General features: G+C 68.5%; 12 protein-coding genes. 8 read left to right on the top strand and 4 right to left on the bottom strand.

The genetic code is table 11. The annotated features are described in order from the left end of the window. The first annotated feature begins 44 nt into the window (after positions 1-44). Positions 45-779 carry an SDR family NAD(P)-dependent oxidoreductase gene (locus ACH438_RS37890; RefSeq protein WP_397014459.1) on the top strand — a complete coding sequence of 245 codons (735 nt, stop codon included), beginning with the start codon at positions 45-47 and terminating at the stop codon, positions 777-779. Between the two features lie 72 nt (positions 780-851). Here the strand turns inward: ACH438_RS37890 and ACH438_RS37885 are convergent, their stop codons facing one another. Continuing rightward, a complete protein-coding gene (locus tag ACH438_RS37885) occupies positions 852-2,060 on the bottom strand; it encodes a cytochrome P450 (protein WP_397014457.1) in 1,209 nt (402 codons plus the stop codon). Positions 2,061-2,219: 159 nt separating this feature from the next. Here ACH438_RS37885 and ACH438_RS37880 point away from each other — a divergent pair, with 159 nt between their 5' ends. The 4 genes from ACH438_RS37880 to ACH438_RS37865 are packed head-to-tail and all read left to right on the top strand — an operon-like array spanning position 2,220 to position 6,484. Continuing rightward, positions 2,220-3,254 (top strand): 3-oxoacyl-ACP synthase III family protein, encoded by a 1,035-nt coding sequence (locus ACH438_RS37880; protein ID WP_397014455.1) that lies wholly within the window; start codon positions 2,220-2,222, stop codon positions 3,252-3,254. Between the two features lie 5 nt (positions 3,255-3,259). Next, on the top strand, positions 3,260-4,165 hold the full coding sequence (locus tag ACH438_RS37875) for a hypothetical protein (RefSeq protein ID WP_397014453.1): 906 nt from the start codon (positions 3,260-3,262) through the stop codon (positions 4,163-4,165). Positions 4,166-4,202: 37 nt separating this feature from the next. Continuing rightward, on the top strand, positions 4,203-4,955 hold the full coding sequence (locus ACH438_RS37870) for a glycosyltransferase family 2 protein (protein ID WP_397014451.1): 753 nt from the start codon (positions 4,203-4,205) through the stop codon (positions 4,953-4,955). After that, entirely contained in the window at positions 4,952-6,484 is a 1,533-nt protein-coding gene (locus ACH438_RS37865) for a class I adenylate-forming enzyme family protein (RefSeq protein WP_397014448.1), read from the top strand. The genes ACH438_RS37870 and ACH438_RS37865 overlap by 4 nt, the downstream gene beginning before the upstream one ends. On the opposite strand, the gene ACH438_RS37860 is transcribed toward ACH438_RS37865, so the two are convergent. The 3 genes from ACH438_RS37860 to ACH438_RS37850 form a co-directional block, all read right to left on the bottom strand. Beyond that, entirely contained in the window at positions 6,473-7,819 is a 1,347-nt protein-coding gene (locus ACH438_RS37860) for a hypothetical protein (RefSeq protein ID WP_397014446.1), read from the bottom strand. The two genes, ACH438_RS37865 and ACH438_RS37860, sit on opposite strands and share 12 nt — an antisense overlap. Positions 7,820-7,894: 75 nt before the next feature. Next, positions 7,895-9,112, bottom strand: a complete 1,218-nt coding sequence (locus ACH438_RS37855) for an Ig-like domain-containing protein (protein ID WP_397014689.1) — start codon at positions 9,110-9,112, stop codon at positions 7,895-7,897. Positions 9,113-9,209: 97 nt separating this feature from the next. Continuing rightward, a complete protein-coding gene (locus ACH438_RS37850; protein WP_397014687.1) occupies positions 9,210-10,382 on the bottom strand; it encodes a UDP-N-acetylmuramate dehydrogenase in 1,173 nt (390 codons plus the stop codon). Between the two features lie 92 nt (positions 10,383-10,474). On the opposite strand from ACH438_RS37850, the gene ACH438_RS37845 reads away from it, so the two are divergent. The 3 genes from ACH438_RS37845 (at position 10,475) to ACH438_RS37835 (ending at position 12,310) form a co-directional block, all read left to right on the top strand. Beyond that, entirely contained in the window at positions 10,475-10,960 is a 486-nt protein-coding gene (locus ACH438_RS37845; RefSeq protein WP_397014444.1) for a DUF2505 domain-containing protein, read from the top strand. Between the two features lie 46 nt (positions 10,961-11,006). Next, positions 11,007-11,522, top strand: coding sequence for a DUF2505 domain-containing protein (locus ACH438_RS37840; RefSeq protein ID WP_397014442.1), 516 nt, complete (start codon positions 11,007-11,009; stop codon positions 11,520-11,522). A 104-nt stretch (positions 11,523-11,626) separates the two neighbouring features. Continuing rightward, positions 11,627-12,310, top strand: a complete 684-nt coding sequence (locus ACH438_RS37835) for a class I SAM-dependent methyltransferase (protein ID WP_397014440.1) — start codon at positions 11,627-11,629, stop codon at positions 12,308-12,310. Positions 12,311-12,424: the final 114 nt, after the last annotated feature.

Here is a 12,424-nt window from a genome sequence, read left to right as displayed (position 1 = left end):
GGCGCGATGAGAAGGACGGACTCGCCGCACTTAAGCTCAGGAGCATGAGCACTCGTAGCGCCGTCGTGACCGGAGCCAGTTCGGGTATCGGAGAAGCCACCGCCCGCGAACTCGCGAAGCAGGGCTACCACGTCTACGTGGGCGCGCGGCGTGTCGACCGGCTGGAGCGGCTGGCGGCGGAGATCGGCGGCACCGCACTGCAGCTGGACGTCACCGACGAGGAATCGGTGCGCGCCTTCACCGAGGCGGTCGAGCGCTGCGATGTGCTGGTCAACAATGCCGGCGGCGCCAAGGGCCTGGCGCCGGTCAGCGAGGCCGATCTGGACGACTGGCGCTGGATGTGGGAGACCAATGTGCTCGGCACGCTGCGCGTCACGAAGGCGTTGCTGCCCAAGCTGATCGACTCCGGCGACGGCCTGATCGTCACCGTCACCTCGGTGGCCGCGTTCGTGCACTACGACAATGGCGCCGGCTACACCTCGGCCAAGCACGCGCAGGCGATCCTGCACCGGACGCTGCGCGGGGAGCTGCTCGGTAAGCCGGTGCGGCTCACCGAGATCGCGCCGGGCGCGGTGGAGACCGAGTTCTCCCTGGTGCGCTTCGGCGGCGACGCCGAGCGCGCGAACAAGGTGTACGAGGGCATCGATCCCCTTGTGGCACAGGACATTGCGGAGATCATCGGCTTCGTCGCCTCGCGCCCGTCGCATGTCGACCTGGACACCATCGTCGTGAAGCCGCGCGATCAGGCCGAGTCGGGCCGCTTCGCCCGCCGCAGCTGAACGCGCGTCCGAGCCCCCGCCGCTCCCCTGGATCATGCGCCCCGCACGAGTCTTCGTGCGGGGCGCTTCTTTTCAGTTCAGGCGGATCTTCAGCGCCTCATAGGTGGGGATGAAAACCTTTCGGCGGTAACGCCGTTCGACGATTTCCCACGGGCGGCCGTTGACCGTGAGCGCCTCTAGCAGCGCGGTGAGTTCCGAGTGGACGAGCTGGGCGCCGAGGCATAGATGACGGCCGCCGCCGAACCACAGCTGGCGCGTCTCGGGGACATAGTCGCGGTGAATGTCGAAGTCCCCCACCGCATTGTTGATGCTCCAGGTGAGGATCTTGACGTGATCCCCCGGAACCAGCCGGCGGCCCGCAATTTCCACCGGTGCGGTGACGGACCGGCCCACCAGGTAGGCCGGGCTGGTGACGCGCAAGGTTTCCCGCACGGCGTCCGGCATTCGTTCCGGGGCGGCGAGCAGGCCGCGATGCCCGCCACTGTCGTGCAGTAGTGCGACCATGCGGGTCATGGCGCTGGCCAGGGTGTCGGTGCCGGCGACGGCCATGAGGATGGACAGGCCGGAGGCGTGTTCGAGTTCCAGGCCGAGTTCGCGGCAGCGGCCGAGGGTGGTGTCGGTGTCGGCGCGTTCGTAGGCGGCGGGCACGGAGGTGGCGAGCTGCCGGGCGAGGGTGCGGGCGCGGGCCACGGCATCGGGGTCCAGGGTGGTGGAGGCCATGGTGCCGAGCCCGAGGTTCACCAGTTCCTCGACGTGGTCGAAGAGCACCCGGAACGGTTCGTCCGGGTCGCCGGTCCCGGGGATGCCGAAGATGCCCGCGACATCACCGGGTTCCATGCCGACCAGGTCGGAGACGCTGCGTCCGACCAGGACCCGGGCGCGTTCGGCGATGTCGACGGTCTTCCCGACGGCGAGGTCGTTGGAGATTTCCTTCAAGGCCGGTCCCATGACGCGCTGCACCAGCGCGTCGGTGTATTTGGCGGCGAACAGATCCCGGGATTTGGCGCGTAGCGCATTGTGCCCGGGGCCTTCGAAGAGGTCGTCCACCCATTCGCCGATGACCTGTGCCCACCAGTGCCCGACCGCGCCCTCGGACACGATGCTGAAATGCGTTGCGTCATTGTAGATCCGGCGGGCGGTGAGCGGATCGCCGACGAGCCAGCCGAGGGCGGGGACCTTGCGCAGGGGTTTGGCGGCCTGCCCGGCGAGCAGCAGCAGGGGCAGCCAAAGTTGTCCGGCTGCGAGCAGGGTGAGTTCGTGTCGCTTCGCGGTGCTGATCATGAGGGCTCCCGTCGATCCTACGAACACTTCTGTACGCCAAAAAGGTGTTGGTGCGCAATGTAGTTCACCTCACACGATCTGAATAGGAGATTTTTCAAATCGGTGATCGCGGCACTGCTAGCGTCCCCCGCAACCTTGGCCCACTCGGAAGAGAACACAATGGTGAGAACCCGAATCGAGGCGGTGGGCGCGTATCTCCCCGCCACCGAGGTGTCGACCGCGGAACTGCTCGCACAACTGGCCGTCGACTCCCCCATCGACCTGGAACGCGTCAGCGGCGTCCGGCACCGCCGGCGCTGCGCCCCGGACGAGGACTCGTTCAGCGTGGCCGCCGCGGCCGCGCGCAGCGCCCTGGACAATTCCCGGTACGACGCCGCGGACCTGGACGTGATCATCTCCTGCTCCATCACCCGCATTCGCGACGGCGAGTTCACCGTCGAACCCTCCTTCGCGCTCATGCTGCGCAATGAACTCGGCGCCGCCGACGCCATTCACTTCGACGTCTCCAATGCCTGCGCGGGCATGCTGAGCGGAGTGCTGGTGCTGGACCGCATGATTCGCGCCGGCATCGTGAAACGTGGACTCGTCGTCTCCGGTGAATACATCACCCCCATCGCCGATACCGCCGTCCGCGAGATGTCGGAGAAATACGATCCGCAGTTCGCGTCCCTGACCGTCGGCGACGGCGCGGCCGCCGTCGTCCTCGACGGCGACGGCACCCCCGACGAGGGCATCGACTACATCGAACTCAATACCAGCGCCGCCTTCGCGCAACTGTGCCTCGGCATGCCCAGCGACCGCAGTTCCGGAATCGCGCTGTACACCGACAATCGCGCCATGCACAACGAACAGCGCTATCTGCTGTGGACCACGCGGCAACAGGATTTCCTGAAGTCCCGTAACAGCACCTTCGCCGACGAGTGCTACGACTACGTGATCCATCATCAATTCAGCGCGCCCGCCGTCGAATTGATCAACAAGATCGCGGAACGCGAATTCGACGCCACCGTGCCACCCGGCCCGGCCGTCCTCGAACGATACGGAAACACCGCCTCCACCTCGCATTTCGTGGTATTACACGACGCGCTCAAACAACAGCGGATAACGTCCGGGGCGAAAGTACTGATGGTGCCCGCGGCCTCCGGCGTGGTAGCCGGGTTCCTCTCGGTGACTCTCGGCGATCTACAGGTGTGACAATCATGGGAATCGTAATTTCTTCCGTCGCCGTGGAAATCGGCGGCGGCTCCTCCATCGAACAGGCCGCGGCCGCCGTCCGGCACGCCATCGCCGAAGCCGGCACCACCCCGGAACACATCGACGCACTCATCAATACCGGCGTCTACCGGGACTCGAACATGGTGGAACCGGCCATGTCCGCGCTCATTCAGCAGCAGGCCGGGATCGGATTGGAGTACAAGAGCGGCGAAGTGCCGTGCCTGTCCTTCGATCTCATGAACGGCGCCTGCGGCGTGCTCAATGCCGTGCAGGTGAGCCAGGCACTGCTGGAGGCGCCCACCGTGCACCGCGTGGTCGTGGTCGCCGGCGACGCCCATCCCTCGAAATCCCCTGAGCCGCAACCCGGATTCCCGATCAAACCCGTCGGCGCCGCCATGGTGCTCGAAAACATCCCGGGGACAGGCGGATTCGGGGCACTGCACATCAGCGCCACCGACGCGCGGCCCGCCGCCGAAGGCTATCTGCGGCTCGCCGAGATGGGCGCCACCGGACGCTCCGAGATCATCGTCGACCGGCCCGGCGATATCGAGGAACTCCTGCACCACGCCGTCACGGCCGCGAGCGAAGCCCTCGACGTGGCCGGCGTTCCGGCCGACCGGACCGTACTACTGTGCGGCACCCCCACCGCCGAATTCCCGGCCCTGCTCGCCGCCCGGCTCGGCCTGCCCGCCACCGCCGTCTGCACCGACGACGACCCCGGCGACACCGCCACCCCGCGGCTGGACGCGCACACCGCCGCCCTCCCGGCCGCCTATCTCCGCGCCCGCGACAACGGCCGGCTCGACCACGCCGACCTGGCCTTGTTCGTGGCCGCCGGCGCCGGACCGTCGGCCGCCGCCATCGCCTACCGCCTGCCCGCGAAACCCTGAGCGGGTTCGCGGCGATCTATACCGCGGGAGGAGAGCTATGAGCAGACTCTGGGTGATCATGCCCGCCTACAACGAGGAAAACGGCATCACCGCCACCCTCGAAGCCCTCGCGGGACAGCAGGATGGCGACTTCACACTGGTCGTGGTGGACAACAACTCCACCGACCTGACCGCCAAAGTGGTGCGCGAATTCGCCGAATCACACCCCCGCCTGCGCATCGAGGTCATCGACGAACCACAGAAGGGCACCGGCGCGGCCGCCGACACCGGCATGCGCCACGCCATCGCCGCCGGCGGCGAACGCCTCGCCCGCACCGACGCCGACTGCCTGCCCGCACCCGACTGGACCGCCCGCCTCAACGCCGCCTTCGACACCGGACTGCGGCTGGTCAGCGGGCAACTCATCCCGCGCACCGACGAAGGCGTGCGCTGGATCGACCGGCAGATCATCCGCACCGCGCTGGAAGTCGCCTCCACCTTCGGCAAATTCCGGCCCGGCAACCAGGACCCGCGCTACCTCGGGCCGTACGTCATGACACCCGGCTGCAATATGGCCATCACCGCCGAACTGTACGAAGCGGCGGGTGGATTCCCGCGCACCGCCATCGAGGACCTGCACGAGGACCGGGCCCTCGTGAACGCCGTCCGCATGCTCACCACCGACTACGGGCTGCGCCGGGATGTGCGGGTGTACGGATCCAACCGGCGGGTGCGCGCCTGGGGCGTGCGCAAGACGCTCGCCTGGTACGCCGACCACCGGTACAAGCCGGAAATGGTGGATATCCGGTGAGCGGAGCACCGGCCGACTTCCTCGCCCTACTGCGCGAACAGGTGCGACGGCAGCCGGACGCACCGGCACTCGGCATGATCGGCGAGCAGCCACTCACCTACGCCGAACTCGAGAACCGCATAGCGACCGTTGCGAAACGACTGCACGACAAGGGATTCCGGCCGGGAGATAGCATGCTGTTCTCCATCCGGCCCTGCGTGGACGCCGTGACGCTGGTGTTCGGGACTATCGCCGCAGGCGGTGCGATCGTCTTCGTGGATCCCGGGGTCGGGCCGGAATTGTTCACGCGCCGAATCGATCTGGTGCGGCCGGCGTGGGCGGCGACGGAATCGCTGCTGTACCTGCTGAGTGGACCCCTGAACCGGGTGGGGCGCACGGTGGGGTTGTCGCTGCCCGCGTTCGCGGATCTTCCGGTGCGGCACATTCACAGTGGGCTGCGCCTGCCCGGCACACCGCCGGGTTCGATACCTCTCGGCCAGCTGCTCGGTTCCGGAACATCAGCGGACATAACGGTGGCCGATCCGGCGGCCGAGGCGCTCATCGTCTTCACGTCCGGCACCAGTGCCGCACCGAAGGCCGTTGCGCACACGCGAGGTTCGCTCGGCGCGGGATTGGCGGCCATGGCTGGGCGCAGCAGTCTCGGACCCGGCGGTCATCTGCACACCGAGCAGTTGATGATGGGGCTGCCCGCGCTGATGGCGGGCGCGCGCTGGTCCATGCCCCGATATCCGCGGTTCGGGACGCATATCGATCCGATCGGATTCGCACGCACACTGGACGCCGCGACGCATGCCTTCTTCACTCCCGCCGATCTGGCGGTGGTGCTGGGAGCCATCGAATCCGGGCGGCTTGCCGTTCCGCGCGGGCTGCGCGAGATCTCCCTCGGCGGGGCGCCGGTAACCACCGCACTGCTGCGGCGAGCCCGCGCAGCACTGCCGGAGTGCGAATTCCTCGCCATCTACGGGATGACCGAAATCCTGCCCGTGGCAATCACTTCCGGTGTCGCCAAACTCGAGTTCGAGGGTGCGGGCGATCCGCTCGGTGCGCCGGTACACGGTGTCACCGCGCGCATCGCGGACGACGGCGAACTGATCCTCTCGGGCCCCAATCTGTGCCGCGGTTACCTCGGCGAGGCATCTCTCACCGAGATCGCCACCGGCGATCTCGCACGCTTCGACGGGGACACGCTGGTGCTCATGGGCCGCAAGAAGGACATGATGATCCGCGGCAAGACCAATATCTATCCGGGCCTCTACGAACCGGCGGTCTGCACGGTTTCCGGTGTGCGGCAGGCGATCATGGTCGGCCTGCCGGACGAGATCGGCGACGAGCGGATCGTGCTCGCGGTGGTCGCCGACCCGGACGCCGGCGATATCGCCGCGCGGCTGCGACGCGAATTACCGGCACTCATCGATGTTTCCGCGCTCCCCGACGAGATCGTGGTGGTCGACGAGATCCCGGTCAGCGGCCGGACCAGCAAACCCGACCGCGCGGCCCTGCGCACGCGGCTCGCGCAGTCACTGCCCTGACGGTGCCGGGCGGTCCAGCAGGGCCGCCAGCACATCGTCAGCAAATGCCGCTGCGGCGGCCTCCGGCAATATCCGATCCACATGGCAGAACCCGATGTGCAGCTCGTCGTGCGCGGTCACCACGGCGACGGTCATGGCACTCACGCACGAATTCCCGGCCGCCAGCACCAACCCCGACAGCCGCCACTCCCCGGCCTTTTCCGGAAACTCCACCCGGCCCAGATTCGTGACCGACACGTTCCAGGGCGCCCGGCGATCCACCATCTCCGCGACCCGCCACCCCGACGCCACCGTGCGCGGCGCCCCGAATCGCATGCCCGCCACCGTCGCCAGATGCCGCCGCTGCCGCACCCCGCGCGCCACCTGCCGATTGACCGCCCGGGCCGCCTCCCACAGCGAAACCCGCGCTCCGAACGGGACGAACCCCGTCAGAACCGGCGCGTAGATCCCGAGCTCGTCCGGCTCCGGCGCGGGCTCCAGGAGCCCCCGGAAGTCCACCGGCGACCCGATTCCCGCGACGCCACGCGGGCCGGAATCGGCTGCCGCGCCGATCGATCGGGCCACCGCGGCCGCGAGTGCGCCGTGCACGGTCACACCCGCCGCACGGCAGTCACTCACCAGAGCGGACAGCTGGTCCGCCGTGAGCGAACGGTGCACGATCCGGGTGCGCCGATCCGGCAGTGGCACCGGAGCCGGGCCGATCAGCCGCCTCGGCCGCAGCAGCAGCGCAGCCACCTGGTCGTAGAGCGTCGTGTACGCATAGCGCCAGAATCCGCGCGCCGCAGCGGGAATCAGCTCGTCGGACGGCGGGATCGGGGTACGGGCAGCCTCGAATTCGCCGGTCGCGGCGTAGGTGATCAGTTTGCGCAGTACCGCCATGAGCGAACGGCCGTCGGCGATGATGTGCGAGATCGTCAGGATGATGTCGTGGGTTTCGCCGGCAGTGTCCGCGGCATTCACGATGTCGACGAGGCGGGCCAGGCCCGTACCGGCGTCGAAGGGTTCGGCCATCTCCGCATCCAGCTCGCGCAGCCACTCATCCGGATCGCCGGATTCGAGGCGGCGCAGCGGAATTCGCGGAGCAGTGACCGGAATCAGGCGCGGATCACGATTACCAGGAGCCGAAATACCCAGGCGCAGTAGCGGGTACTCCGCGACCAGGGCCGCAGCGGCCCGTTCCAGACTCGCCGGATCGACCCGCCCGTGCAGCCGGATGCGCCCGCAGCAGTTCGACGGGGAGATCCGGTCGACGACCCAGAACCAGCGTTCGGACGGGCTCAGGGCCCGTCCGAGATCGGGATCGGTTGCGGCCGTTGTCGTTCTACTCGCGACCACGAATCCTCCTCACCGCCCGGTGAAGAAGATATCCGCGCTCGCCGTCCGGTGCAGCGGATCGAGCGCGGGCGGGTGTCAGCGGGCGCCGGGGGCTTGGCCACCGGGCGCTTGCGGCGGGACCGCGGTGGCGGAGACCACGGACTTGGGGTCGCCGGCCAGGGCGGACATGGCCTTCCAGTCGTCGTAGTCGATGGTCCAGTCGTAGATGTCGCCGTCGGCGGCGGACAGCTGGATGCGGGTGCCCGTCACCTCGACCGGGTCGCCGTAGAGGGCGGTCGGGAAGTAGGCCTGCGCGTCGGTCGGGCTGAGGTTGATGCAGCCGTTGGTGACGTTCGAACTGCCCTGCGCGTTCAGCGATTCCGGGTTGGCGTGGATGAACTCGCCATTGTTGGAGATGCGGACCGCCCAGTGTTCCCGCGCGTTCGTGTAGAACGGCGGATTCGACATGGTGAAGTCCTCGTACTTCTCGGTCACCACGTGAATGCCGGTGCGGGTCACATTGCGGTCCTCGTTGCCCTCGCCGTAACTGCAGGCGAAGTCGAAGACGGTGTCGCCGTCGCGCACCACCTGGACGCGGTGGCTGGGGGCGTGGCCCTTCACGATCTGCGAGCGGCCGATCTTGAAGTCGGAGGTCAGGTCGGAGTCGCCGAACAGTCCGCTACCCATGTCCAGGCCGTACAGCTTGGCGCCGACGTGCACGGCGGTGCCGGGCGCCCAGTACTCCTTGGGTCTCCAGTGCGCGCGGGACCCGCCGTTGGCGTCGGGCAGCCACGCCCAGGAACCCTCGGCGGCCGGGGTGACGGTGACGGTGAGCGCCTTCTCGACCGCGGCCTTGTCGTCGATGTGGCCCTTGAACTGCAGGATGATCGGCGCCGCGATGCCGACCTCCTGGCCGTCGCCGATATTGATGGTGGCCGGCGAGGTGGCCTTGGGTTTGACGGTGGTGAACTTGCCGTCGATCGGGACCGGCTTGTTGTCGGTGCCGATCGCCGTACCCGACCAGGTGTAGGTGACGCCGTAGCCGAGGGCCTCGTTCACCGTGAATTTGCTGCGAGCCGGATCGAAGGTGCCGGTTACCTGCTTGCCGTTCGGGTTGCTCAGCGCGACCTGATCGATGCGGCCGTCGGCCACCGACACCGAGACCTGCGCGGTCGGGCTGACATCGCCGGTCCCGTTACCCGGTGTGAAGGTCACTTTGGCGGCGGGAACGGCGGGCGCGGCGGGGCCGCTGCTCTTGCCCGATGTCGAACACGCGGCGACGACAGCTGCCGACGCCACCAGCGCGGCCCGCATGGCCGCCCGGCGGGACAGTCCTCGATTGCTCACGCGCCCGAGACTACCCGCGCAAACCGAGTACCCCGGACGCCGAAACCGTGGGGCAAATCACGTGCTAGAGCTGCACGCCGACGGTAACGGGCTCCGGTTCCAAACCGATGTGGAAGCGCTCGGCAACCCCCGCGCGAACCGTGCGCGCCAGCTCTGCCAGATCCGCCGCGGTGGCCGCACCCCGATTGGTCAGCGCCAGAGTGTGTTTGGTGGACAGCCGGGCGGGCGCCTCCGGACCCGGGAAACCTTTGCCGAAACCGGCGCGTTCGATGAGCCAGCCCGCGGAGAACTTCACCCCGCCGTCGGCCGGCCACGTGGGTACCGACACATCGGGACCCACAGATGTGGCGATCGCCTCACGTACCGCCGCCACCTTGTCGTCCGGAATGACGGGATTGGTGAAAAACGAGCCCGCACTCCAGGTGTCATGATCGGCCGCGTCCAGCACCATGCCCTTGCCCGCCCGCAAACGCAGCACCTCCGCGCGCACCAGCGCCGCCGGACGCGACTCGCCTTCGGTCGCACCCAGTGCCGCGGCCAGCTCACGGTATTCGAGCGGCGCACTGGAACCATCGGCCCGCAAACCGAATTCGACCGCCAGCACCACCGCGGCATCGCTGTGCTTGAGAATCGAAGTGCGATAACCGAATCCGAGCTCGCCCGGTTCCACCCAGCGAATCTCACCGGAAGCCCGGTCCAGCAAACGCACGCGGCGCAGCAAACCCGCCACCTCCACGCCGTACGCGCCCACGTTCTGCACCGGCGTCGCACCCGCCGAACCCGGAATACCGGACAGGCATTCGAGCCCGCCGAACCCGGCGTCCACCGTCGCGGCGACCACGTCATCCCACTTCGCGCCCGCGTCCGCGACCACGAACGGCTCACCAGCCGCCGCGCCCGCGGCCTCGAATTCCGCGGGTGCGGTCGCAGACTTCACCCGCGTCGCGGCGGCGGTCCCCACGCCCGCTGACGCGGAATCCGTGCTGGTGCCGCTCGTCGCCGGGGCGGTGCCGAAGATTTGCACGCCTGTGGTGGCGATCCGCACGACCACGCCGGGGAAGCCCTCGTCCGAGATCAGCAGGTTCGAGCCGCCCGCGATCAGCAGCAGCGGAATGCCCGCGTCGTCGAGCTCGCGGACCGTCGCCACCAGCGACTCGGTGGTCGTGCACTCGGCGACCACGGCCGGGCCGCCCACCCGTAGCGTCGTCAGCTCCGCCAGCGGCACCGCGGCGCGCAGCCACGTACCGGTCGCCGCGAGCCGGTCCCGCAGGTCGTCGAAGGACACCACCCGAGAAGTACGCACAAGGACAGACGGTAGCGTGTCTGCCCATGGCGACACCTCTGGCCTTCACTGCGCACTCCACACATTCGATGGCCGCCGTGCGCGCGGCGTTCGCCAGCGAGCAGTACTGGAAGGACCGCATGGAGGCGGTCGGCGGACCCAACGCCCGCATCGAATCACTGTCCATCGACGGCGACACTGTGCGTGTGGAGATGGTGCAGACCATCCCCGCCGAGGAACTGCCCGCGCAGATCACCGCCATCAAGCCCAACGGCCTGGTCATTCCGCGCACCGAGATCTGGCACGGCAGCGGCGGCACCGTCGAGGCCTACGTGGACGGTGCGCCCGCCACCATCAACGGCACCCTCACTGTCACCGACGACGGCAGCGGCTCCACCTTCGTGGTCGACGCCTCCATCGAGGTGAAGATCCCGCTCTTCGGCAAGAAGATCGAGGCCGCCGTGCAGCAGCACCTCACCGAGCTGCTGGAGCGCGAAGCCGTCTTCACCGACGAGTGGCTCGGCTCGCACTAGCGAAGATCGCACCATGCACAGCATCCGCCCAGTAACCTGAGCGACCGTGCCCCGCCGACTCGACTACTCCGCCCGCTATCCGCTGCACACCACCAAGGAGGTGTACGCGGCCCTCAGGAACCGCGACCACTGGGACGCGCGCATCGAGGAATTGCGGAAGCACTCCCCCAACGACATCGTCAACCTCGAAGCCGGCGACGACGGCATCGAGATCGAACTGCGGCACGTATTGCCGCGCGAGAACCTGCCGGAAATGGCGCAGGCCCTCGTGCGCAAAGACATGGTGATCACCCGGCGGGAACGCTACGGATCCTTCGGACCCGAGGTGACCGGCGAATACACCGCCGAAATCCCCGGCGGCCCCGGCAATCTCGGCGGCACCATGCACCTGTTCCCCACCGACACCGGCTGCACCCTGCGGACCTCCTCCCGGACCGAGGTGTTCATCCCGTTCTTCGGGCGCCGGCTCGAACAGCTCATGCTGGTCAATCTGGTGGACCTGTTCCGCGCCGAAGCAGAGGTGACACAGCGCTGGCTGGATCAGCAGAAAACCACCGGCTGACCGGCCGCCGGAACGCCGCGCAACCCGTCGGGACCATCACCCGCGGCACCACCGGCATCAACCGGCTACGTCGCAGCGACCGCTGGCTGGTACACGACCCCCTGGTGATCCGGCGGCTGCACGACGCCGCCGATCCGCTCGTCGTCGACCTCGGTTACGGCGCCATGCCGGTCACCACGCTGGAGCTGGCCGCCCGCCTCCGCACCGTGCGGACCGATCTGCGGGTGGTCGGCCTCGAGATCGATCCGGAACGCGTCGTACCCGCACAGGGCGGCGTCGAATTCGCCCGCGGCGGTTTCGAACTCGCCGGCCTGCACCCGACCCTGGTGCGCGCCTTCAATGTGCTGCGCCAATACCCCGAATCCGCCGTCCCCGCAGCCTGGTCCACCATCCTCGACGGCCTCGCCCCCGACGGCCTGCTGCTGGACGGCACCTGCGACGAACTCGGCCGTCGCTGCGCCTGGATCCTGCTGGACCGCACCGGCCCCCTCTCCCTCACTCTCGCCTGGGACCCCTTCACCGTAGGAAAACCCTCCGATATCGCGGAACGCCTCCCCAAGGCCCTCATCCACCGCAATATCCCCGGCGAACCCATCCACACCCTGCTCACCGCCGCCGACCGCGCCTGGGCCACCGCCGCCCCCTTGGCCCCCTACGGCCCCCGCGCCCGCTGGCGGCACGCCGCAAACCTCCTCCGCCACCAGGGTTTCCCCCTCCGCCCCTACCGCCGCCGCCTCCGCGACAACCTCCTGACCGTCCCCTGGTCAGCGGTCGCACCACGGTCATAGTCCCTCCGGCCCGGCCCGAGATACCCTGTTACTCAACGGCCCCCACACGCCAGCCTCACGCAGAGGCAAGTCTGGCCGGCCGCAGGCTGCAATGATCCGCGCAACACCGCGCGG

It is taken from the genome of Nocardia sp. NPDC020380 (assembly GCF_044386975.1).
Classification (GTDB): domain Bacteria; phylum Actinomycetota; class Actinomycetes; order Mycobacteriales; family Mycobacteriaceae; genus Nocardia.
This window is presented reverse-complemented; position numbering and strand designations above follow the sequence as displayed.